The sequence below is a fragment of the Pseudacidovorax intermedius genome (assembly GCF_003350475.1).
In the GTDB taxonomy this organism is placed as follows: domain Bacteria; phylum Pseudomonadota; class Gammaproteobacteria; order Burkholderiales; family Burkholderiaceae_C; genus Xenophilus; species Xenophilus intermedius.
Genome location: NZ_QQAV01000014.1, coordinates 70588 through 93146, shown reverse-complemented (window position 1 = coordinate 93146; position 22559 = coordinate 70588). Strand labels below are relative to the sequence as shown.

Annotated in this window: 15 protein-coding genes; 11 read left to right on the top strand and 4 right to left on the bottom strand. The window is 69.8% G+C overall.

The annotated features are described in order from the left end of the window. The first annotated feature begins 15 nt into the window (after nucleotides 1-15). Nucleotides 16-1014, top strand: a complete 999-nt coding sequence (locus DFR41_RS24435; RefSeq protein ID WP_017758817.1) for a TRAP transporter substrate-binding protein — start codon at nucleotides 16-18, stop codon at nucleotides 1012-1014. A gap of 106 nt (nucleotides 1015-1120) precedes the next feature. After that, the gene (locus tag DFR41_RS24430; RefSeq protein ID WP_043112887.1) at nucleotides 1121-1387 is read left to right on the top strand and encodes a hypothetical protein; all 267 of its coding nucleotides are present in this window, start codon (nucleotides 1121-1123) and stop codon (nucleotides 1385-1387) included. Nucleotides 1388-1578: 191 nt separating this feature from the next. Here DFR41_RS24430 and DFR41_RS24425 read toward each other — a convergent pair whose 3' ends face one another. Beyond that, a complete protein-coding gene (locus DFR41_RS24425; protein WP_114804644.1) occupies nucleotides 1579-2472 on the bottom strand; it encodes a LysR family transcriptional regulator in 894 nt (297 codons plus the stop codon). A 98-nt stretch (nucleotides 2473-2570) separates the two neighbouring features. Here DFR41_RS24425 and DFR41_RS24420 point away from each other — a divergent pair, with 98 nt between their 5' ends. Together DFR41_RS24420 and DFR41_RS24415 are read left to right on the top strand one after the other, a co-directional pair. After that, nucleotides 2571-4124 (top strand): NADH-quinone oxidoreductase subunit L, encoded by a 1554-nt coding sequence (locus DFR41_RS24420; RefSeq protein ID WP_114804643.1) that lies wholly within the window; start codon nucleotides 2571-2573, stop codon nucleotides 4122-4124. A 34-nt stretch (nucleotides 4125-4158) separates the two neighbouring features. Then, entirely contained in the window at nucleotides 4159-6693 is a 2535-nt protein-coding gene (locus tag DFR41_RS24415) for a YbcC family protein (RefSeq protein ID WP_114804642.1), read from the top strand. Nucleotides 6694-6871: 178 nt separating this feature from the next. Here DFR41_RS24415 and DFR41_RS24410 read toward each other — a convergent pair whose 3' ends face one another. The 3 genes from DFR41_RS24410 to DFR41_RS24395 all read right to left on the bottom strand — a co-directional run bounded on the left by DFR41_RS24410 (nucleotide 6872) and on the right by DFR41_RS24395 (nucleotide 9996). After that, the gene (locus tag DFR41_RS24410; protein ID WP_114804679.1) at nucleotides 6872-7438 is read right to left on the bottom strand and encodes a fasciclin domain-containing protein; all 567 of its coding nucleotides are present in this window, start codon (nucleotides 7436-7438) and stop codon (nucleotides 6872-6874) included. A 1177-nt stretch (nucleotides 7439-8615) separates the two neighbouring features. Continuing rightward, on the bottom strand, nucleotides 8616-9374 hold the full coding sequence (locus tag DFR41_RS24400) for an anti-sigma factor (RefSeq protein ID WP_114804641.1): 759 nt from the start codon (nucleotides 9372-9374) through the stop codon (nucleotides 8616-8618). Nucleotides 9375-9417: 43 nt separating this feature from the next. Next, nucleotides 9418-9996: an RNA polymerase sigma factor gene (locus DFR41_RS24395; RefSeq protein ID WP_017760814.1), complete on the bottom strand. Its 579-nt coding sequence runs from the start codon at nucleotides 9994-9996 to the stop codon at nucleotides 9418-9420. A gap of 236 nt (nucleotides 9997-10232) precedes the next feature. On the opposite strand from DFR41_RS24395, the gene DFR41_RS24390 reads away from it, so the two are divergent. The 7 genes from DFR41_RS24390 (at nucleotide 10233) to treZ (ending at nucleotide 22508) form a co-directional block, all read left to right on the top strand. Further along, on the top strand, nucleotides 10233-10781 hold the full coding sequence (locus tag DFR41_RS24390; RefSeq protein WP_114804640.1) for a DUF3455 domain-containing protein: 549 nt from the start codon (nucleotides 10233-10235) through the stop codon (nucleotides 10779-10781). 319 nt (nucleotides 10782-11100) lie between these two features. Continuing rightward, on the top strand, nucleotides 11101-12081 hold the full coding sequence (locus DFR41_RS24385) for an IS110 family RNA-guided transposase (RefSeq protein ID WP_114804639.1): 981 nt from the start codon (nucleotides 11101-11103) through the stop codon (nucleotides 12079-12081). A gap of 192 nt (nucleotides 12082-12273) precedes the next feature. Next, complete coding sequence (glgB, locus tag DFR41_RS24380) at nucleotides 12274-14208, top strand: 1,4-alpha-glucan branching protein GlgB (RefSeq protein ID WP_211322658.1); 1935 nt, start codon at nucleotides 12274-12276, stop codon at nucleotides 14206-14208. Further along, the gene (locus DFR41_RS24375) at nucleotides 14205-16274 is read left to right on the top strand and encodes an alpha-1,4-glucan--maltose-1-phosphate maltosyltransferase (RefSeq protein WP_114804637.1); all 2070 of its coding nucleotides are present in this window, start codon (nucleotides 14205-14207) and stop codon (nucleotides 16272-16274) included. The genes glgB and DFR41_RS24375 overlap by 4 nt, the downstream gene beginning before the upstream one ends. Before the next feature lie 33 nt (nucleotides 16275-16307). Beyond that, nucleotides 16308-19661, top strand: a complete 3354-nt coding sequence (treS, locus tag DFR41_RS24370; protein ID WP_114804636.1) for a maltose alpha-D-glucosyltransferase — start codon at nucleotides 16308-16310, stop codon at nucleotides 19659-19661. After that, a complete protein-coding gene (locus DFR41_RS24365) occupies nucleotides 19658-20575 on the top strand; it encodes a mechanosensitive ion channel family protein (protein WP_211322657.1) in 918 nt (305 codons plus the stop codon). The genes treS and DFR41_RS24365 overlap by 4 nt, the downstream gene beginning before the upstream one ends. A 40-nt stretch (nucleotides 20576-20615) precedes the next feature. Further along, nucleotides 20616-22508, top strand: a complete 1893-nt coding sequence (gene treZ, locus DFR41_RS24360) for a malto-oligosyltrehalose trehalohydrolase (protein WP_244917862.1) — start codon at nucleotides 20616-20618, stop codon at nucleotides 22506-22508. Nucleotides 22509-22559 lie beyond the last annotated feature (51 nt).

Below are 22559 nucleotides of genomic sequence, written 5' to 3'. Positions count from 1 at the left end.
CCCAGGAGACTCCCCATGAAGCGACTGTTCCTCAAGACCGTGGTGGCCGCCGTGGCCCTCGCCGCCGCCGGCATGGCGCCCGCGCAGACGCGCACCATCAAGTTCGCCAACCAGAACGCCAAGGGCCACCCGATCGTGCTGGGCATGGAGAAGTTCGCGGAGCTGGTGGACAAGAAGTCCGCCGGCCGCCTGAAGGTGCAGGTCTTCCCCGGCGGCGTGCTGGGCAGCGACCAGGCCAACGTGTCGGCCCTGCAGGGCGGCACGCTCGAGATGGCCTCGATGAACTCGGGCATCTTCTCGAGCCTGGTGAAGGACTTCGCGATCTACGACTTCCCCTTCCTCTTCGGCAACGCGCGCGAGGCCGACGCGGTGGTGGACGGCCCCTTCGGCCAGAACCTGCACAAGAAGCTGGAAGACAAGGGCCTGGTCGGCCTGGCCTACTACGAGCTGGGCTTCCGCCAGATCACCAACAGCAAGCGCCCGATCCAGAAGGTGGAAGACATTGCGGGCCTCAAGCTGCGCGTGATCCCCAGCCCGATCAATGTGGACTGGGTCAAGGCGCTGGGTGCCAACCCCACGCCGCTGCCCTTCCCGGAGGTGTACGCCGCGCTGGAGCAGAAGGCCGTGGACGGCCAGGAGAACCCGGTGGCCACCATCAAGGCCGCCAAGCTCTACGAGGTCCAGAAGTACATGACGATCACCAACCACCAGTACAACCCGCAGTCGGTGGTGATCAGCAAGAAGTTCTGGGACCAGCTGCCGCCGGCCGACCAGAAGATCCTGAAGGAAGCCGCGGTCGAGTCGGCCCAGTACGAGCGCACCCAGTCGCGCGCCATTCTGCAGAGCGGCCTGGAAGACCTGAAGAAGGCCGGCATGGAAGTGAACGAGTTGTCCCCCGCCGAGGTGGCCAAGCTGCGCGAAAAGATGAAGCCCGTGATCGACAAGAACTCGGCCAGCGTGGGCGAGGGCACCGTGCAGGCCATGATGGCCGAGCTGGCCAAGCTGCGGAAGTGATGGCGGCGGGGCCGCGCGTGCGGCCCTGTGCATCGGGGCGGCCTGCGGGCCGCCTTTTTCTTTGGGCCGGCGTGGCGGCGTGTCCGTGTTTTCTATGATCCCGCCCATGGCCACTCTCTACGACCTCGCCCTCCACGCCATCCGCAAGCACTGGGCCGAGCACGACAACGCTTACCCGCAGAAGCTGCTGCTCACGCCGGCTCAGTACGACGAACTGATCGAGGCCCGGCGCAACGGCCGTATCGCCATCAACATGGGCGACGAAGGGCTGGACAAGGAACGCTTCATGGGCGTGCCGCTGGCGCAGAGCGACACCACCCTCGGCGTGCTGGTGACGGTGGACGGGCAGGAGTGGCCGCTGGTCGGCAGTTGAGCCGCAGCGCGCGTCACGAACGCGGCTGAGTGCATCAACAACCGTTCGGGCTGAGCTTGTCGAAGCCGATGCGCGCTTCCTTCTGCGCGCCGTCCACCCTTCGACAGGCTCAGGGTGAACGGATGGAGTGGCTCGTGGCGAACGGATGGCGTGACTCGGCGAACACGGATGGCGGAGCTGGCATGCGCCCTTCAGCCCGCCGCCGGCGCCTGCACCATCAGCCGCTCCAACACCTCGATGGGGTGCCGGTGGGGCCGCGTGATGGCGTAGAAGCGCTCCTGCAGCGCCTCCGAGCGGCCCACGATCACCAGCGTGCCGTTGCGCAGCTCGTCCTGCACCACCACCTCGGGCAGCACCGTCAGCCATCCGCTGTCGCGTGCGATCAGGCGCAGCATGGCCATGTCGTCCACCTCGGCGCGCAGGCGTGGTGTCACGCCGGACGAGGCGCACAGGCCGTCGAACTGCCCGCGCAGCGCATGGCGCGGGCCGGGCAGGGCGATCTCCAGCCCGTCCAGGTCTTCCGGAATGCGCAGCGGCCGGCCCTGCCAGCGGCCGGCCGGGCCCACCAGCGAGATCGACTGGCTGCCCAACAGCCGGCAGTGCAGCGGCCGATCGGGGTCGGCGGGCACCGTCTCGGTGGCCAGCACCACGTCGAGCTGGTGCTGCACCAGGCGCTCAACCAGGCCTTCGAGCAGGCCCGACTCCAGCGTCAGCACCACGGCCGGGTCCGCCAGCAGCGGGCGCAGCCAGTTCTCCTGGTAGTTGCGCGACAGCGTGGCCACGGCGCCCACGCGCAGCCGCGTCACGCCCGCGCTGCGGCCCTGCAGCCGGCCCAGCATCTCCTGGCCCAGGCCGAAGATGTTCTCGGCGTAGGCCAGCACCAGCTGGCCGGTGTCGGTCAGCACCAGGCGCCGGCCTTCGCGGGTGAACAGCGCCTCGCCCAGCCGGTCCTCCAACTGGCGGATCTGTGCCGACACGGCCGACTGCGAGGTGTGCAGTTCTTCGGCCGCACGCGTCAGGTGGCCCAGCGTGGCCACTCGCCAGAAATAGAACAGGTGGTGGAAGTTGAGCTGCTCCAGCTGCATCGTTCTGATTTGAAGATTGATTGGTTCTTATCAATGTAATTTACAGAACGAAAGCCGCCAAGCATCATCGCGCCCAGTTTTTCTTCGGAGGGTTCGCGATGGACGTCGCACACATCCCGGGGCCGGCGCTGTCGGTGCTGCCGCCCCTGGCCATGGGGCTAGCCGCGGCGCTCGCCCTGTCGGGCCGGCTGACCGTGGCGGCCAGCTGGCGCGGCTTTCAGGCGCTGTGCGGCCTGGCGCTCGTGGCCGCGGCGCTGGCACTGCTCGCGGGCCCGTTGCGGCTGCAGGGCCTGCCCGGCCTCCGGCCCACGGTGCTCGGCCTGGTGCTGGCGCTGCTGGTGCAGGGCCTGGGCACGGTGATCGCCGGCTTCTCCGCCCGCTACCTCGAAGGCGAAGCCGGCCAGCGCCGCTATGTGGCTGCGCTTGGCGGCGTGCTGGCGGCCGTGCACCTGCTGCTGATGGCCGACCATTGGCTGGTGCTGATCGCGGCCTGGGCGGCGGTGGGCGCGGCGCTTCAGCGGCTGCTGTGCTTCTACCCGGACCGTCCCTTCGCGCTGCTGGCCGCGCACAAGAAGCGCATCGCCGACCGGGTCGCTGACGGGCTGCTGCTGCTGGCGGCGGGCCTGGCCTGGCGCGAGGTGGGCAGCGGCTCGCTGTCGGCGCTGTGGACGCATGTGGCGCAGCAGGGCCTGTCCACGCCGCTGCAGTGGGCCGCGGTGGCGCTGGTCCTGGCGGTCGTGCTGCGCACGGCGTTGCTGCCGGTGCATGGCTGGCTCATCCAGGTGATGGAGGCGCCCACACCCGTCTCGGCCCTGCTGCATGCGGGCGTGGTCAACCTGGGCGGCTTCGTGCTGATCCGCTTCGCGCCGCTGCTGGATGCGGCGGCGCCGGCGCGGTGGCTGCTGCTCGCCTTCGGCCTGGCCACGGCGGTGCTGGCAGGCCTGGTCATGCTCACGCGCATCAGCATCAAGGTGCGGCTGGCCTGGTCCACCGTGGCGCAGATGGGCTTCATGCTGCTGGAGTGCGCGGTGGGCCTGTACACGCTGGCGGCGCTGCACCTCATCGGCCACTCGCTCTACAAGGCCCATGCCTTCCTGTCGGCCTCGGGCGTGGTGCGCGACACGCGGCGGCAGGCGCTGCATGCGCCGGCCGCACCGACATCGCTCAGCCTTCTGATGGCGCCGGTGCTGGGCATCGGCACGGTGCTGGTGGTACTGGCCGCGGTGGGCGGCCCGGCCTGGCCGCTGTGGTGGAGCGCGCTGCTGGGCCTGGCCTGGGCGCCGATGCTGTGGCTGCCGGCCGCGCCGGCGGCGGTCGGCGCCCGCGCGCGGGCCCTGCTCTGGGGCCTGCTGATGGTCGGCGGCCTGGCCCTGGCCGCGCGCCTGATGCATGCGCTGCCCCTGGGGCTGCACGACGCGCCGCATGCCCTGGCCGGTCCTGTGGCGCTGCTGGGGATGGCCCTGCTCTACCTGGGCCTCGCCACGCTGCAGTGGCGGCCCCAGGCCCTGGCCCGTGCGCGGCGCTGGAGCTATGCCGGCTTCTATGTCGATGAGGTCTACACCCGTCTCGCGCTGCGGCTGTGGCCCGCCCCCTGGACGCCCGAGGCGCGCCGCAATGCACAGGCCGGTGAGCTGTCGGTCCCCGTGGCCTGAATACGCCCGACCCCATTCCCGCACGGAGAACACCATGACGGATGTCCTGAACCCTACGCGCCCGGCCTCCGCCTCGGCGCCCACCGAGGCCGCGGCTTGGCCCCATCCCGACGGCCTGCAGGCCGACCGGATCCACGCCGCCTGCCGCCGCGCCTGCGAGGCCATCGCCCCCGCCTGGCCGCTGGACAGTGCCATCGCCGTCAACCCGCACTGGTCGCGCATCGGCATGCCGGTGCGCCGGGTGGCCGCGCGCATGGCCGTGCTGGCCGGCATCCAAGTCTTTCCGCCGCGCGAGCGGCAGGCGCAGGCCTGGGCCGAAGGCCGCATCACGGCCGCCGACCTGCAGCAGGCCCTGCAGCAGTTGCATGAAGCGGAACTCACGCCCGAGGCCTGCGTGGCCGCGCTGGCGCGGCCCCTGCCGGTGCAGCCGCTGCCGCTGCTGATCGACGTGCTCGACAACGACCCGCAGCGGCACACGCGGCTGACCTGGCGGCAGGCCATCACCCACCAGGTCAGCCAGACCTGCGCCGCCTGGTTCGACCAGCACCAGGCCGACTGGCAGCCGGCGCGCAAGCAGGGCCTCTACGCCTTTTGGCGCGAGACGCTGCAGCACGACCACGGCATCGGCCTGCTCATGGGCCTGCCGCACATCGGCCGCAGCATCGACGCCCTGCCGCCGACGGCGCGCGAGGCCGAGCACTGGGTGATCGAGCGCCTGGGCCTGCCGCCGGCCGTGTGGGCCGACTACCTGGAGTCGGTGCTGCTCACCGTCAATGGCTGGGCGTCGTGGTGCGCCTACCTGGGCTGGCAGGCCCGGCTGGCGGGCCGAGAGGACCCGCACCTGCGCGAGTTGCTGGCCATCCGGCTGGCCTGGGGCGCGCTGCTGCTGGACTGCAAGGACGATCTCGCCGCCCGGCAGGCCTTCGCGACCGTGCAGCGCGAGTGGGGCCGTGCGCCGGAGGTACTGGCGCATGCCGAGCAGGCGCTGCGTGTGGACGAGGTCTGGCAGGTGGCCCTGGAGGCCGGTTACCAGCGTGGCCTCGCAGCGTCGCTGGCCGGCCGTGCGTCGTCGCCTGCGGTGCCGACGCCCGAGGTACAGGCCGCCTTCTGCATCGACGTGCGCAGCGAGCCCCTGCGCCGCGCGCTGGAAGCGGCCTGCCCCGGCATGCAGACCCTGGGCGTGGCCGGCTTCTTCGGCCTGCCGCTCGCGTACACGCCGCTGGGCACCGCCGCGCAGCGGCCGCAGTTGCCCGGGCTCCTGGCGCCCGCCGTGACGGTGGGCGATGTCCTGGTACCGGCCGATGCCCGCGACGCTGCCGCAGCGGCGAAGCTGCAGCGGCAGGCCGAACAGGCCCGCCAGCATCGCTTCGCGCTGGGCGACCAGTGGCATGCCGCCAGCCGCTGGCCGGGCGCGGCCTTCTCCTTCGTCGAGGCCGCGGGCCTGGGCTACCTGGGCCGGCTGGGCCGCTGGCTGCGCCCTGGCGTGCAGGACCGCGCGCGCGACGATCTGGACGGCCTGCCCGCGCGCTACCGGTCGGTGTGCCGGCCGCAGTTGCTCGGCCTGGATGACGAGGCGCGCGTGACGCTGGCGGCGCGCGTGCTGCAGTCCATGGGCCTCGTGCGGGGGCTCGCGCCCTTGGTGCTATTGGTCGGCCATGGCAGCCAGTCGGCCAACAACGCGCATGCGGCCGCGCTGGACTGTGGTGCCTGCTGCGGCCAGACGGGCGAAGTCAATGCGCGCAGCCTGGCGGGGCTGCTCAACGATGCAGCCGTGCGCGAAGGCCTGAAGGCGCAGGGCATCGAGGTGCCCGCAGCCACCGTGTTCGTGGCCGCGCTGCACAACACCGCCACCGACGAGATCGAAGGCTTCGACCTCGACCGGCTCTCGCCCGACGCCCGCACCCGGTGGGACCGGCTGCAGCCCGTCGTCGAGGCCGCCGCCGACCAGGTGCGCCGCGAGCGCGCGCCGCGCCTGGGCCTGGACCCGACGGCGCCGGCGGATGTGCTGCATCGTCAGCTGCGCCGCCGCGCCAACGACGGGGCGCAGACGCGTCCGGAATGGGGTCTTGCGGGCAATGCCGCCTTCCTGATCGCGCCACGCCATCGCAGCCAGAACGTGAACCTGGGCGGGCGTGCCTTCCTGCACGACTACGACGCCGCGCAGGACCCGCAAGGCGAGTGGCTGACTCAGCTGATGACCGCGCCCATGCTGGTCACGCACTGGATCAACTGGCAGTACCACGCGTCGACCTGCGATCCCGTGCGGCTGGGCAGTGGCAACAAGCTGCTGCACAACGTGGTGGGTGGCACGCTGGGGGTGTTCGAGGGCAATGGCGGCGACCTGCGCATCGGCCTCGCGCGTCAGTCGCTGCACGATGGCCGGCGCTGGGTGCATGAGCCACTGCGGCTCACCGTGGTCATCGATGCGCCGCAGGCCGCCATCGATGCGGTGATCGCCGGGCATGCCGTGGTGCGCGACCTGCTGGCCAACGGCTGGCTGCATCTGTGGCGCTTCGAAGGCCCCACCCTGCAGCGCCTTGCCGAAGGCCGGTGGCAGGGGCTGGCCTGAAGGCACGGACGCACAAAAGAAAAAGGGCCCGCCGTAAAGCGGGCCCCAAGACAGTCCGGGTGTGGAGGGGAAGCAAGAGTCGGAGAAGATCGGACTGCCGAGAACGAAGTATGTCGGGGTGCCCTGAGTGGCACCTGACGGTCCGCACGCAAAGGTAACGGACCGTTCGACGCTTTCGTTACTTGGGCAGCAGGACCTTGTCGACGACGTGGATCACGCCGTTGGACTGGTAGACGTCGGCGATGGTCACGTCGGCCGAGCCGCCCTTCTCGTCGGTGATCTTCACGGTGCTGCCGCTGCGCGTGGCCTTGAGGCTGCCGCCGGCCACGGTCTTGAGCATGGCCTGGCCCTTGCCGTCGTCGATCATCTTGACCAGCGCGGCCGAGTCGACCTTGCCGGGCACGACGTGGTAGGTCAGGATGGTCGTCAGCTGGCCCTTGTTCTCGGGCTTGAGCAGCGTGTCGACGGTGCCGGCGGGCAGGGCCGCGAAGGCCGCGTTGGTGGGCGCGAAGACGGTGAAGGGGCCCGGGCCCTTGAGCGTGTCGACCAGGCCGGCGGCCTTGACGGCGGCCACCAGCGTGGTGTGGTCCTTGGAGTTGACGGCGTTGTCGATGATGTCCTTGTTGGCGTACATGGGCGCGCCACCCACCATCACCTGGGCCGATGCGCCGATGGCGGCACCGCCGAGTGCGAAGGCGGTGAGGGTGGCGGCGAGGATGCGGGTGGTCTTCTTCGAGAAAGTCATGCAAGGCTCCTTGGGCTGTTGTACCGCCGGATATGCGGCAGGCTCTCCAGATACGGGCCTGTGCAGAGTCTGGATGGCATCGGCCTGCGGGGTGTCGGGGAATGCATCCGGCGCGCGTTCTTTTGCGTAGGAGGGCGGCTCCTTGGCGCATGCTCGTGGGGGTTGTGCTGTGCTGTGCTGTGCTGTGCTGTGCTGTGCTGTGCTGTCGCTCAGCTGAGCTGAGCTGAGCTGAGCTGAGCTGAGCTGAGCTGAGCTGAGCTGAGCTGAGCTGAGCTGAGCTGAGGCGTTGGCTTGCGCTTGCGTCGGTGGATGGGGCACGACGGCCGCGCCGCTAACCGGCGGAGGACGCCGGCATGCGTGCTCCCGGTGCACGCTCGCGCTGACCGGCTTGTTGCACAGCGCGGGTGCTCGCTCTCCATCGACGCGCCTACCGCACTGCACGGCGCCGCGAATGGCACCTCCGCACGCACACCGTCATCCTCCACCTCGACCATGTGCCTGGTCGGCCGGGTTCCGCCCCCCGGCCCCAAAATCCGTTCGCCCTGAGCCTGTCGAAGGGCGAGGCGGCGCGCGGCGTGAAAGCCCGGCCCGACGCGGTGCAACCCTGGGGGCGGGGCTTCGACAGGCTCAGCCCGAACGGACTGGGGTGGATCGGCCTGCGTTGCTCCATGCCCCCCGGGCTCTATGGCTCTATGGCTCTATGGCTTGCGGTGTGGCGGTATGGCCTTGTGGTCTCGTTGTCTCGTTGTAGTGCCCTCGTGGCCCAGGGCCGCAAAGATGGAGGGCTCGCGCGCAGCGTCGAGGCGGAGGGTGCCGGTGTGCGTGCGGAGGTGCCATTCGCGGCGCCGTGCAGTGCGCAAGGCGCGTCGGTGGAGAGCGAGCACCCCTCTCGTGCAACAAGCCGGTCAGCGCGAGCGTGCACCGGGAGCGCGCATGCCGGTGCCCTCTGCCGGTTAGTGGCGCAGCGGTCGCACGGCCAGCACTCGAAATTGCGCGGGCGGTCGGGTGGTGGCATCGACAGCACTCGGAATTGCGCAGTCGTCGGGTGGTCATACGGGCACCACTCGGAGTTGCACGGACATCGCGCGGCCGCACGAGCACCACACAACACCCGCGCAGGCGTCGAGCAGCACACCCGCTCGAAGCAAACCCGCTCAAAGGCGCGTGACAAACCCGATCACAGCGTCTTCTCGATCAGCGCGCCATGGAACAGCACCGGCCCCGTCGGCCCGCGGTCACCTGGCACGCCACCCTTGGGCTCCAGACTCACGGCAAGCGCCGGCGCCTGCTTCAGCACCTGCGCACTGGCCGCCAGGCGCATGCCTTCGGGCGAGTCCACCACCCCCAGCGACTGTGGCGTGCGCCCCGGCGGCAAGGCCCACAGCTGAAGCGAGCGGTCGGGCGCCACGTTGAAGTCGCCCACCCGCTGCAGCGTGAGCTGACGGTGCTTCGCATCGAAGGTCACCAGCATCGATGCGGCCGAACGGTCGTCGTTCAGCACCGCCACGTACTTCACCTGCTGTGCCTCGCGCGCCTGCTGCCAGAACTGCAGGCCGATCACCCCGGCCAGCACCGTGGCCGCCAGGCCAGCGGCCGAGGCGCCGCGCCATATCGCCAGGCTTCCCCACCAGCCCGTCGTTCGCGCCGGCGACGTCGGTGCCGGCGGCGCCGCCCTCTGCTCGGCCAGGCGGGCCTCCTGCAGGTCGGCGTCCACCAGGTTGCGGATGCGCGTCCACACCGCGGCGGGCGGGTTCACCGCGGGCGCGAGTTCGACGAAGCCCGTCAGCCGCTCGCGCCACAGCAGGGCACTGGCGCGCACGGCGGGCTGTTCGCGCGCGATGGCCTCGAAGCGCCGGCGGGCGCCGCCGCGCAGGGTGCCCAGGGCATGGGCGGCCGACAGCAGGGCCAGCAGGCGGGCATTGGCGGCGATGTTCATGCGAGTCTCCTCGGGCCGGTGGCGGTGGAAGGACGGGGCCGCGTCATGCCGCCTGCTCCATGCAGACGCGCAGCTTGTCCAGCCCGCGCCGGATCCAGGTCTTGATGGTGCCCAGCGGCTGCGCCAGGCGCGTGGCCAGTTCGCTGTGGCTCAGGTCGCGCAGGTAGGCCAGCGACAGCGCCTCGCGCTGCGCGTTGGGCAGCTGCTGCAGGCACTGGTGCAGCAGCCAGGCCTGCTCGCTGGCATCGGCCAGCTCCTGCGGGCCGGGCTCGGACGCGGGCAGGGTGTCGGCCAGCGTCTCGCTGAACTCCTGCGTCACGTCGCCGCCCTGGCTCGTCTGGCGGCGCAGCAGGTCGAGGGCGCGGCTGCGCACGATCAGCGACATCCAGGCCATCGGCGGGCTCAGCGTCGCGCGGTAGTCGGGTGCCGAACGCCAGATGGTGAGGAAGGCCTCCTGCAGTACGTCTTCGGCCCATTCGTGCTGCCGAACCACGCGCATCGCGAGGCCGAAGAGCCGGGACGATGTGCGTTCGTACAGCGCCTGGAGGGCGGAGGCGTCGCGGCGGGCGACACGATCGAGCAGACCCAGCAGCTCGTCGTCGGGCGTCGTGGCGGAAGGCATCGGGACATTGTGCGGGAGCGGCGGCCATCTGGTGGGTACGCGCGTTCCCGGCTGCCGGATGCGCGCGGTGGGCGGCGATGAATTCACAAGTCCTTCAACTTTCGCCGGGTATGCATCCGGTTCATGAACGGGGCCGTAAGTCGAACGGGGCAGGCAGCAAGGAGAGGTCGCGGAGGGCGACCGCCGACTGCCACCCCGAACCTCAACCCGTTGTTGCCCATCGAAAGGAGCATTCCATGCGCATGACCGCCCCCCTGGCCACCGTGGCCGCCGCCGTCCTGTTGTCCGCCTGTGCCACCGCGCCCATGCCGGCCCCGTACTCGCAGGCCGGCCTGCCCGCCCCCGTCCAGGTGCCCGCCGGCCAGCGCGTCGCGCTCGAGACCGTGGGCGCCGGCACCATCACCTACGAATGCCGCGCCAAGGCCGACATGGCAGGCCAGTACGAGTGGTTCTTCGTCGGCCCCGATGCGCGCCTGATGGACCGCAGCGGCAAGGCCATCGGCCGCTATTACGGCCCGCCGGCCACCTGGGAGAGCATGGACGGCTCCAAGGTCACCGCCACCCAGGTCGCGGTCGCGCCGGGCGGCGCCGGCAACATCCCGCTGCAGTTGGTCAAGGCCAACCCGGCCATGGGCATGGGCGCCATGCAGGGCGTGAGCTACATCCAGCGCGTGGCCACCAAGGGCGGCGTCGCCCCCATGCTGCCTTGCGGTCAGGCCAGCCTGGGCCAGAAGCAGGTCGTCAACTACCAGGCGGACTACATCTTCTACAGGCCGGCGATGTAAGGCGGCAGGGTCTTGCTCCCTCTCCCCTCGCGGGAGAGGCCCGGGGAGAGGGGGCCGCCGCACTCCAGAGGTGCAACGGGTGCCGGCGGCGGCCGCCCCTCTCTCCAACCCCTTGTATCTTCGAATCTGAGATGACGAAGACCAAAGGTTTGGGAAGTTGTCCACAGCCCGTTGCCCCTTGGGGAGCGAATCCCGTGGGAGAGCTTTTGGCGTGGACGACCGACCTTCTGTTGCGCAACCCGAACAGTTGCTCGAAGGCTGGGTTGGGGCATCTTTGGAAGCAGCACCCACACAGACCCCGTATTTGCAAGGCTGGGAAATGACAGAAGCACTCGAACCCGTATTCATCGGCATCGACGTGGCCAAGGCCACGCTGGAGGTGGCGCTCAGCAGCGAGCCCCGAAGCTCGAGCTGGGCAAACGACGAGGCAGGGCTTGCCTCCCTGCTGGCCTACGTGGAGGGCGTTGGCGAGCGCGTGGCGCTGGTGTTGCTGGAGGCCACCGGTGGCCTGGAGCAGCCTGCCGCGGCGGCGCTGTGCGCGCAGGGCTACGCCGTGATCGTGGTCAACCCGCGCCAGGCGCACGACTTTGCCAAGGCGATGGGCCACTTGGCCAAGACCGACCGCATCGACGCGTACTCCTTGGCGCAGTTTGCCCGCACGCTCAACGCCAGCGACCGGCGCGACAAATTGCTGCTCAAGCCGGCCGAGCCCGAGCAGCAGGAGTTGCTGGCGATCGTGATGCGGCGCAAGCAGTTGGTAGGCATGCACGTGGCCGAGACCAACCGCCTGGCCAGCATGCATGCCTCGCAGCGCAAAAGCATCCGCGCGGTGCTCAAGGCGCTGGAGCAGCAGATCACGCAGTTGGACAAGGACGCGGGGCGCATGCTCAAGGACCACTTCAAGGACAAGCTGGAACTGCTCAAGGGGCTCAAGGGTGTCGGCCCAGGCACGCAGGCCGTGCTGATGGGTGCGCTGCCAGAGCTCGGACGACTGACGCGTCAGGAGATTGCCAAGTTGGTCGGCGTGGCGCCATTGAACCGCGACAGCGGCAACTTCAAGGGCCGGCGCACGACCTGGGGCGGGAGGGCCAACGTGCGATCGGCGCTGTACATGGCCAGTCTGAGTGCGGTACGCCACGAGCCCACGATCCGGGCGTTCTACGAGCGCCTGGTGGCCGCAGGCAAGCCCAAGAAGGTGGCGCTGGTGGCGTGCATGCACAAGCTGCTGACCATCATGAATGCGGTTATCAAATCGGGCGTGCCCTGGCAGCCTGGTTATCCACAGCACGCCACTGCATGAACTAACCATTGACTTTGAACACAGTTGCTCTCCCGCGAGGGAGAGGGGCCCAGGACGGGGCGTGGGTGGGACCATGCCCGTCGCTCGCGAAGGACGTGGGCATCCGTCCGACAAGGCACCGCGGCTTTGCCGTCCGGGCGCCGCCAGGGCGGCGGTGTACAACGTATGTTGCCCATCAAGCCCGCCGGCCCCATGTCCCAACTCCCTGCTCCGTCGCCCCGATTCGGTCCCCTGGATGTGCATCTGCTGCGCGAGGGAAGCCACGCCCGCCTGTATGAACGGCTGGGCGCGCATCTCGACGACGACGGCACCTTCCACTTCGCCGTCTGGGCCCCCAATGCCAGCCGCGTCGCGGTGATCGGCGACTGGAACGGCTGGAACGACGAGGCCGACGCCCTGCAGCCCCGGCCCGACGGCAGCGGCGTGTGGGAGGGCGAGGGCATTCCGGCGCAGCCCGGCCAGGCCTACAAGTACCGCATCTGGGGCCCGGACGGCCGCTACGTCGGCGAGAAGGCCGACCCTTTCGCCTTCAGCGCCGAACTGCCGCCCGCCACGGGTTCGCGCATCTGGGCCGGCACGCACGAATGGGGCGACTCGGCATGGATGGCCAGCCGCGCCGCGCGCAACGCCCTCGATGCCCCCATGAGCACCTACGAGCTGCACATGGGCTCCTGGCGCCGCCGCGACGGGCAATTCATGGGCTACCGCGAACTGGCCCACGCCCTGGCCGAATACATCGGCTGGATGGGCTTCACGCATGTGGAGCTGATGCCGGTCACCGAGCATCCCTTCTATGGCTCCTGGGGCTACCAGACCACCGGCTACTTCGCGCCCACGTCGCGCTACGGCGCGCCGGAAGACTTCATGTACTTCGTCGACCACCTGCACCAGCAGGGCATCGGCGTCATCCTGGACTGGGTGCCCTCGCACTTTCCCACCGACGCGCACGGCCTGGCCGAGTTCGACGGCACACACCTGTACGAGCATGCGGATGCCCGGCAGGGATTCCATCCCGAATGGAACTCGGCCATCTTCAACTACGGCCGCAACGAGGTGCGGGCCTTCCTGATCTCGTCGGCGCTGTTCTGGCTCGACCGCTTCCACATCGACGGCATCCGCGTCGACGCCGTGGCCTCGATGCTCTACCTGGACTACGCGCGCCAGCCCGGCGAGTGGGTGCCCAACGTGCACGGCGGCCGCGAGAACCTGGAGGCGGTCTCCTTCCTGCAGGACCTCAACCGCGCCGTCTACCGCGAGCATCCCGACACCTTCACGGTGGCCGAGGAATCGACCGCCTGGCCGCGCGTGTCCCGGCCCATCGAGATGGGGGGTCTGGGCTTCGGCATGAAGTGGAACATGGGCTGGATGCACGACACGCTCGACTACGTGCATGACGATCCGGTCTACCGCCGCTATCACCACCACCGGCTGACCTTCTCGCTGGTCTATGCCTTCACCGAGAACTTCGTGCTGCCGCTTTCGCACGACGAAGTCGTCTACGGCAAGGGATCGCTGATCGGCAAGATGCCGGGCGACGAGTGGCAGCAGTTCGCCAATCTGCGTGCGCTGTTCGGCTACATGTGGGCCCATCCGGGCAAGAAGCTGCTCTTCATGGGCGGCGAGTTCGGCCAGCGCCGCGAATGGACGCACGAAGGCGAGCTGGAATGGTGGGTCAGCGACCAGTGGGGCCACCGCGGCGTGCAGCGCTTCGTGCGCCAGCTCAACCGGCTGCTGCGCGAGGAGCCGGCGCTGCACCAGATCGACTTCGACCCGGCCGGCTTCCAGTGGCTGGACGCCGACGATGCCGAGCGCAGCCTCTACATCTTCCTGCGCAAGCCCGAGGACGGCGGCGCGCCCGTGCTGGTGGTGTGCAACATGACGCCGGTGCCGCGCCCGGGCCTGCGCGTGGGCGTGCCCGTGGCCGGCACCTGGACCGAGCTGCTCAACAGCGACGCGCAGGAATTCGACGGCAGCGGCTGGGGCAACCTGGGCGGCGTGGACACCGTGCCGGTGCCGGCCCATCGCCAGGCGCAGTCGCTGGTGCTGGCGGTGCCGCCGCTGTCCACGCTCTACCTGCGCGCACCGCTCGCCACCGACACCGATTCCGAGAAAGGTTTCCTCCGATGAGCGCTCCGGCCTCCTTGCTCAGTGCCCAGCCGCTGGTGCGCCCGATCGGCTTGGCCGATGGCCGCCAGCGTGCCGTCATCGATGCCGTGCTGCCCTGCGTGGACAACGGCCGCTTCGCCGCCAAGTGCGTGGCCGGCGAGCCCTTCGCGGTCGAGGCCCACTGCTTCGTCGAGGGCCACGACATGCTGCGCGTCATGCTGCACTGGCAGCGCGAGGGCGAGGCCTCGTGGACCGAGGTCGAGATGGCGCTGAAGTGGAACGACGAATGGCATGCCCAGTTCGTGCCGCCGGTGCCCGGGCGCTATCGCTACAACGTCGAGGCGTGGGTGGATGCCTTCGAGTCCTGGCACCACGAACTGGAGCGCCGCGTGGATGCGGCCGATATCCGCATCGCCGCCCGCGTGGGCGCGGCCGAGATCCTGGCCGCCGCCGACCGGGCGCGCGAGGCCGGGCAGGCCCAGGATGCGACCCGCCTGCAAGGCTGGGCCCTCGCACTGGAGGCCCGCGCCGCCGACGTCGGCGAGGACGCTGCCCTGCTCAAGGGCCAGGCGCTGGACGAGACCCTGGCGTCCATCGTGCGCCGCTATCCCGACCGGCGCCATGCCACGGCGCTCAAGCCCGGCTTTCCGCTGGTGGTCGACCGGCCGCTGGCGCGCTACTCGACCTGGTACGAACTCTTTCCGCGCTCCGCCTCGCCCGAGCCGGGCCGGCACGGCACCTTCGCCGATGTGCAGGCCCTGCTGCCGGGCATCGCGAAGATGGGCTTCGACGTGCTGTACTTCCCGCCTATCCATCCGGTGGGCCGGATGCAGCGCAAGGGTCGCAACAACGCGCTGGTGACGGAGGACGGCGACGTCGGCAGCCCCTGGGCCATCGGCGCGGAGGAGGGCGGCCATGACGCCATCCTGCCCGCGCTGGGCACGCACGAGGACTTCCGCGCGCTGGTCAAGGCCGCGCGTGGGCATGGCCTGGAGATCGCGCTGGACATCGCCTTCCAGTGCGCGCCCGATCATCCCTGGGTCAAGGAACACCCGGCCTGGTTCAAGTGGCGGCCCGACGGCACCGTGCAGTACGCCGAGAACCCGCCCAAGAAGTACCAGGACATCTATCCCTTCAACTTCGAGAGCGAGGATTGGGAAGGCATGTGGCTCGCCCTGAAGGGCGTGCTCGACCACTGGATCGCGCAGGGCGTGACGGTGTTCCGCGTGGACAACCCGCACACCAAGGCCTTTCCCTTCTGGGAGTGGGCCATCGGCGAGGTCAAGCGTGCGCATCCGCAGGTCATCTTCCTGGCAGAGGCCTTCACGCGCCCTAAGGTGATGCATCGGCTCGCCAAGCTCGGCTTCTCGCAGTCGTACACCTACTTCACCTGGCGCAACACCAAGGAAGAGCTCGTGGCGTACTTCACCGAACTGTCCAGCCGGCCGGGGCTGGACTACTTCCGCCCCAACGTGTGGCCCAACACGCCCGACATCCTGCATGCGCAGCTGCAGACGGGCTCGGACGCCATGTTCCGCCTGCGGCTGGTGCTGGCCGCCATGCTCAGCGCCAGCTACGGCATCTATGGCCCGGCCTATGAGCTCAAGGAGCATCTGCCGCGGCACGAGGGCAGCGAGGAATACCTCGACTCCGAAAAGTACCAGCTGCGCCACTGGGACCGCGGCCGCGCCGACAGCCTGGCGCCCTACATCGCGCACCTCAACGCCATCCGCCGCGCCCATCCCGCGCTGCAACGCAACGAGGGCCTCGTCTTCCTGCCCATCGACAACGACCAGCTCATCGCCTGGGTCAAGCAGTCGCCCGACGGGCAGGACGTGATCGTCACCGTGGTCAACCTCGACCCGCACCATGCCCAGTGGGGCTGGCTGCAGTTCGACCCGGCGGCGATGGGCTTCGGCGTGGAACCCGGCCAGTCCTTCCAGATGCACGACCTGCTCGGCGGCGAGCGCTTCATGTGCCAGGGCGCCCGCCACTTCATCCGGCTCGACCCGGCCGTCAGCGTGGCCCATGTCATGCATCTGCTGCGCAAGACGCGCAGCGAGCGCGACTTCGACTACTACCAATAACAGCAACAAGTCACTTCTGAGGAGGCGCGCCGCATGACGCAGACCGCACCCCGCCTGGCCCTGGAGAACGTCGAGATCGACAGCTCCGAGGATCCCACCTGGTACCGCGATGCGGTCATCTACCAGCTCAACGTCAAGGCCTTCAACGACACCAACGGGGACGGCATCGGCGACTTCAAGGGCGTGACCGAACGCCTGGACTATGTGAAGGAGCTGGGCGTCAACACCATCTGGCTGATGCCCTTCTACCCCTCGCCGCTGCGCGACGACGGCTACGACATCAGCGAATACTGCGCGGTCAATCCGCAGTACGGCACGCTGGAGGACTTCAAGGAAATGCTGGACGCGGCGCATGCCCGCGGCCTGCGCGTGATCACCGAGCTGGTGATCAACCACACCTCCGCCGACCATCCCTGGTTCCAGCGCGCCCGCCATGCGCCGGCCGGCTCGCCCGAGCGCAACTTCTACGTCTGGAGCGACACCGACCAGATCTACCAGGGCACGCGCATCATCTTCACCGACACCGAGACCAGCAACTGGGCCTGGGATCCGGTGGCCAAGCAGTACTACTGGCACCGCTTCTTCAGCCACCAGCCCGACCTCAACTTCGACAACCCCGAAGTGCTGGAGGCGGTGTTCGGCATCATGCGCTTCTGGCTCGACATGGGCGTGGACGGCTTCCGGCTGGACGCCATCCCCTATCTGATCGAGCGCGACGGCACCAGCAACGAGAACCTGCCCGAGACGCACGACGTCATCAAGAAGCTGCGTGCGGCCATCGACGCCAACTACACCAACCGCTTCCTGCTGGCCGAGGCCAACATGTGGCCCGAGGATGTGCGCGAGTACTTCGGCACCGGCGACGAGTGCCACATGTGCTATCACTTCCCGCTGATGCCGCGCATGTACATGGCCATCGCGCAGGAAGACCGCGACCCCATCGTCGAGATCCTGCAGCAGACGCCCGACATCCCCGAAGGCTGCCAGTGGGCGATCTTCCTGCGCAACCACGACGAGCTGACGCTGGAGATGGTCACCAACCGCGAACGCGACTACATGTACAGCACGTACGCGGCGGACAAGCAGGCGCGCATCAACCTGGGCATCCGCCGCCGGCTGGCGCCGCTGATGGGCAACGACAAGGACCGCATCAAGCTCATGAACGGCATGCTGCTGTCCATGCCCGGCTCGCCCATCATCTACTACGGTGACGAGATCGGCATGGGCGACAACGTGTTCGTCGGCGATCGCAACGGCGTGCGCACGCCCATGCAGTGGAGCAACGAGCGCAACGCCGGCTTCTCGCGCGCCGACCCGCAGCGGCTGTACCTGCAGCCCATCATGGACCCGATCTACGGCTACGAGGCCGTCAACGTCGAATCGCAGCTGCGCGACCAGAGCTCGCTGCTGCACTGGACGCGCCGCATGCTGGCCGTGCGCAAGACCAGCCGCGCTTTCGGACGCGGCCGCAAGACCTTCCTCAAGCCCGGCAACCGCAAGGTGCTGGCCTACCTGAGCGAGTACGAGGGCGAGGTCATCCTCACCGTCTTCAACCTCTCGCGCGCCGCCCAGCCGGTGGAGCTGGATCTGGGCGCCTTCAAGGGCCGCGTGCCGGTGGAGATGCTGGGCCGCACCACCTTCCCGCCCATCGGCGAGCTGCCGTACATGCTGACGATGCCCTCGTACGGCTTCTTCTGGTTCCGCCTGGCCACCGATGTGGACGTGCCCAGCTGGCACCAGGAAGGCCTGCAGCTGCGCGACCGGCCGGTGCTGGTGCTGTTCGACGGCTGGTCCAGTCTGTTCCGCGAGCGCGTGATGCCCTGGCGCATCGGCATGGCCGACCGGCTGCGCGAGCAGTTCGAGGTCGACGTCATGCCGCGCCACCTGGAGGTGCAGCGCTGGTATGGCGCCAAGGGCGAGCCGATCCAGCGCGTGGGCATCGCCGACCATGCGACCTGGGACCGCGGCGAGCGCGCCTATGTGCTGCCGCTGCTGGATGTGCAGGCGGGCAGCGGCAGCGGCCGCTACTTCATGCCGCTGGGCATCGCCTGGGAAGACCTGGACGAAGAGACCATCAAGCAGTACGCCCCCGCCGTTGTCGCCAAGGTGCGCCAACAGGCCCAGGTGGGCGTGATGGGCGACGCCATGTTCGACCCCGCCTTCGCCCACGCGGTGGCGGTGGCCATGGCACAGGGGCTGGTGCTGCCGGCCACCGGCGGCGAGATCCGCTTCACTGGGAGCCGCGACCTGGCCGGCGTGGACGCCGCGGCCATCGAGGCCCTGGCCGTGAGCCGGCCCAGCGTGGCCAGCAGCAACACCGCACTCACCTTCGGCGACCAGCTCTTCTTCAAGTGCTACCGCCGCGTGCAGCCGGGCATCAACCCCGAGCTGGAGATCGGCCGCTTCCTCACCGAGACGGTGCGCTTCGCCAACTGCGTGCCGGTGGCCGGTGCCATCGAGTACCACGGCAACGACGGCACCGTCATGACGCTCGGCCTGCTGCAGGCCTTCGTGCCCAACCAGGGCGACGCCTGGGAATACACCCTGGCCTACCTGGAGCGGGCCCTGGCCGAGCACCAGGCCGCGCCCGAGGCCGCGCAGGTGGACCACGGCGCCTTCCTCACGCTGATGCGCCTGCTGGGCCAGCGCACGGCCGAGATGCACCTGGCCTTCGCGTCGGCGCCGGCGGACGACCCGGCCTTCGCGCCCGAGCCGCTCACGTCGGAAGACCGCGAGGCCCTGCGCCTGCGCGCCCACGACGATGCGCGTGCCACGATGAGCCTGCTGGCCGAGCGTCTGCCCACGCTGGGCGAGGGCGCGCAGGGCGACGCGCAGCAGCTCATCGAGCGACAGGCGCAGCTGCTGGAGCGCATCGCCGCCTTCGATGGCGTGGGCACCGGCGGCATCAAGACGCGCCTGCATGGCGACTACCACCTGGGCCAGGTGCTGGTCTCGCGCAACGACTTCATCCTCATCGACTTCGAGGGCGAGCCGGCGCGCAGCATCGACGAGCGCCGCGCCAAGGGCCCGGCCCTGCGCGACGTGGCCGGCATGCTGCGCTCCTTCAACTACGCGCGCTGGTCGGCCCTGAAGCGGGTGGCGCAGAACGTGGACGAGCTGGCCCGCCTCAATGCCGTGGCCGCCGACTGGGAGGCCGCCGTGCGCGCCGCCTACCTGGGTGGCTACCGCGACACGCTGGCCCATGCCGGCGCCGGGGCACCGGACGAGGCGCTGATGTCGCTCTTCGAGATCGACAAGGCCCTGTACGAGCTGCGCTACGAACTCAACAACCGCATCGACTGGGCCCAGGTGCCGCTGCAGGGGCTGCTGGCCCTGGCACGCGCGCCGGGGGTGTCCGAGGCATCACGAGGAGGTGAGCATCCATGAACGACTTCAGCATGCAGCTGTTGCCCCTGCGGGCCTTCCTGTACCAGATCGCGGCCTTCCTGCCGCGGCTGCTGTTCGCGGCGCTGGTGCTGGTGGGCGGCTGGCTCATCGCCAAGGTGGTGCGCTTTGCCGTCACCAAGGCGCTGCGGGCCGTCAACTTTCCGGTGCTGACCGAGCGGGCGGGGCTGGACGGCTTCCTGCGCCAGGGCGGGGTGAAGGTGGACACCACCGGCCTCGTGGGCCTGCTGGCCTACTGGGCGGTGATCCTGGCGGCGCTGATCATCGCCTTCAACGGCCTGGGGCTGACCTACATCACCGACCTGCTGGGCCGGGTGATCTGGTTCGTGCCCAACGTGTTCGTCGCGCTGCTGGTGCTGGCCTTCGGCGCCTACTTCGCTCGCTTCGTGGGCGATGCCGTGCGCACCTACGGCCGCAACGTGGGCATGCCCGACGCGACCTTCTTCTCGCGCATTGCGCAGTACGCCATCCTGGTGTTCGTCATCCTGATCGCGCTGGACCACCTGCGCATCGGCGGCGACATCGTGCGCGAGAGTTTCCTGGTGATCCTGGCCGGCTTCGTCTTTGCGCTGGCACTGGCCTTCGGGCTGGCCGGCAAGGACTGGGCGTCGCGCCACATCCAGCAATGGTTGCCGCCGGAGACCGAGGGTGCGCCCCGCACGGGCGGCGCCGCGGGGCCTGCCGTGGCCTCGCCAGCGTCCGCGGCGGCCCAGGCGGCTGCGGCCGACGCCGCTGCCCCCACCACGGTGCTCGACCCGCTGCCCGAGGTGCCGGCCACGGCCACGCCGCCCGCGCCCCAGGTCGACGGCGAGACGCTGCCGCGCCCGGCCTCGGCCCGCGGCGCGGACGATCCGCTGATCCCGCGCCGTCCGGTCGATCCGCCGCCCCCTCTTTGACATGGAAAGCTGAAAGCGAACGATGAGACGTGAGCACAAAATGCCCTTCGGCGCCACGGTGCTGGAGGGCGGGGGCGTTCGTTTTCGCCTGTGGGCGCCCGGCGTGGCCGAGGTGATGGTCGAGCGCCGCGCCCGTGGCACCGGCTGGGCCACGCACCCCATGAAGGCGGTTGGCGACGAGGGCTGGTTCGGCTGCGACGTGCCCATGGCCGCCGCCGGCGACGACTACCGCTTCGTGCTGCCCGACGGCCTGAAGGTGCCCGACCCGGCTTCGCGCCACAACCCCGACGATGTGCACGGCCCGAGCCGCGTGGTGGCCCCGGCCGCCTACGAATGGCACGACGATGACTGGCAGGGCCGCCCCTGGCGCGAAGCGGTGGTCTATGAGCTGCACATCGGCAGCTTCACGCCCGAGGGCACCTTCGACGCCGCCCGCAAGAAGCTGCCCGAGCTGGCCGCCTTGGGCGTGACGGCCATCGAGATGATGCCGGTGGCCGACTTTCCCGGCACCCGCGGCTGGGGCTACGACGGCGTGCTCCAGTTCGCGCCCGAGGCCAGCTACGGCCGGCCCGAGGCGCTCAAGGCCTTCGTGGATGCGGCCCACGGCCTCGGGCTGATGGTGCTGCTGGACGTGGTCTACAACCACTTCGGCCCCGAAGGCAACTACCTGCACGCCTACTGCCCGCAGTTCTTCAATCCCGCGCACCAGACACCCTGGGGCGCCGCCATCAACTACGACGGCGACCATGCGCGGCCGGTGCGCGACTTCTTCGTGCACAACGCGCTGTACTGGATCGAGGAGTTCCGCTTCGACGGCCTGCGCATGGACGCGGTGCATGCCATCCGCGACGACTCCGAGCTGCACATCGTGCGCGAGATCACCGAGGCGCTGCGAAAGGGCCCTGGCCGCGAGCGTGCCATCCACGTGGTGCTGGAGAACGAGCACAACCACGTCCACCTGCTCACCCGCGACGCCGAGGGCCGCCCGCACGACGCCACGGCGCAGTGGAACGACGACTTCCACCATGCCGCGCATGTGCAGGCCACGGGCGAGATCGACGGCTACTACCTCGATTACGCGAGCGAGCCCAAGGCGCTGGTCGGCCGGGCGCTGGCGGGCGGCTTCATCTACACCGGCCAGCCCTCGGTGATGCGCGACGGCGATCCGCGCGGCGAGCCCACTGACACGCTGCCGCCCACGGCCTTCGTCTCCTTCCTGCAGAACCACGACCAGATCGGCAACCGCGCCTTCGGCGAGCGCATCGAGGCACTGGCGCCGGCCCACCGGCTGCGGGCGCTGCGCGCGGCGCTGCTGCTGTCGCCCCATGTGCCGCTGATGTTCATGGGGGAGGAATGGGCGGCCACCGCGCCCTTCCTGTACTTCTGCGACTTCGGGCCTGAGCTGGCCCAGGCGGTGACCGATGGCCGGCGGCGCGAGTTCGGCCGCTTCGAGGGCTTCACCAGCGCCGAGGCGCGGGCCCGCATTCCCGACCCCAATGCCGAAAGCACCTTCACCGCCAGCCGGCTCGACTGGGCCGAGCGCGAGCAGCCCGGCCACCGCGAGCGCGTGCACGAGGTGCGCACGCTGCTGGCGGTGCGCAAGCGCCGTGTGGTGCCGCACCTGCCGGCCAGGCCGGGCAGCGGCCGCTGGCAACTGTCTGGCGACCTCCTCTTCCTGCAGTGGGAAATGGCGCCGTCGCAGCCGGACGGTCTATGCTGGCTGCAGATGGTCATCAACCTGGGCGATACCGAGCAATTGGGCGCCGCACCCACCGGCCGCGTGTTCCACAGCTGGGGCTGCCACCTGGCAGCCGGGCCGAGCCCGCGCCTGCCCCTGCTGGCGCTGTCGCCGGGCGGCGGATGTGCGGCCCTGCTGCAGTTGCCGGTCTTCGACGAGGACGACGACACCCTGTCCGTGTTCGAGGCGCCCTGACGGGGTGTGACCGCCGCCGCCGTGCCTGCCCCGCCGTGCCCCGGCACATCC

Excerpts from the sequence above, each read along its gene's own strand:
- DFR41_RS24435 (WP_017758817.1), top strand. The coding sequence starts at position 16 with ATGAAGCGACTGTTCCTCAAGACCGTGGTGGCCGCCGTGGCCCTCGCC.
- DFR41_RS24430 (WP_043112887.1), top strand. The coding sequence starts at position 1,121 with ATGGCCACTCTCTACGACCTCGCCCTCCACGCCATCCGCAAGCACTGG.
- DFR41_RS24425 (WP_114804644.1), bottom strand. The coding sequence starts at position 2,472 with ATGCAGCTGGAGCAGCTCAACTTCCACCACCTGTTCTATTTCTGGCGA.
- DFR41_RS24420 (WP_114804643.1), top strand. The coding sequence starts at position 2,571 with ATGGACGTCGCACACATCCCGGGGCCGGCGCTGTCGGTGCTGCCGCCC.
- DFR41_RS24415 (WP_114804642.1), top strand. The coding sequence starts at position 4,159 with ATGACGGATGTCCTGAACCCTACGCGCCCGGCCTCCGCCTCGGCGCCC.
- DFR41_RS24410 (WP_114804679.1), bottom strand. The coding sequence starts at position 7,438 with ATGACTTTCTCGAAGAAGACCACCCGCATCCTCGCCGCCACCCTCACC.
- DFR41_RS24400 (WP_114804641.1), bottom strand. The coding sequence starts at position 9,374 with ATGAACATCGCCGCCAATGCCCGCCTGCTGGCCCTGCTGTCGGCCGCC.
- DFR41_RS24395 (WP_017760814.1), bottom strand. The coding sequence starts at position 9,996 with ATGCCTTCCGCCACGACGCCCGACGACGAGCTGCTGGGTCTGCTCGAT.
- DFR41_RS24390 (WP_114804640.1), top strand. The coding sequence starts at position 10,233 with ATGCGCATGACCGCCCCCCTGGCCACCGTGGCCGCCGCCGTCCTGTTG.
- DFR41_RS24385 (WP_114804639.1), top strand. The coding sequence starts at position 11,101 with ATGACAGAAGCACTCGAACCCGTATTCATCGGCATCGACGTGGCCAAG.
- glgB (WP_211322658.1), top strand. The coding sequence starts at position 12,274 with ATGTCCCAACTCCCTGCTCCGTCGCCCCGATTCGGTCCCCTGGATGTG.
- DFR41_RS24375 (WP_114804637.1), top strand. The coding sequence starts at position 14,205 with ATGAGCGCTCCGGCCTCCTTGCTCAGTGCCCAGCCGCTGGTGCGCCCG.
- treS (WP_114804636.1), top strand. The coding sequence starts at position 16,308 with ATGACGCAGACCGCACCCCGCCTGGCCCTGGAGAACGTCGAGATCGAC.
- DFR41_RS24365 (WP_211322657.1), top strand. The coding sequence starts at position 19,658 with ATGAACGACTTCAGCATGCAGCTGTTGCCCCTGCGGGCCTTCCTGTAC.
- treZ (WP_244917862.1), top strand. The coding sequence starts at position 20,616 with ATGCCCTTCGGCGCCACGGTGCTGGAGGGCGGGGGCGTTCGTTTTCGC.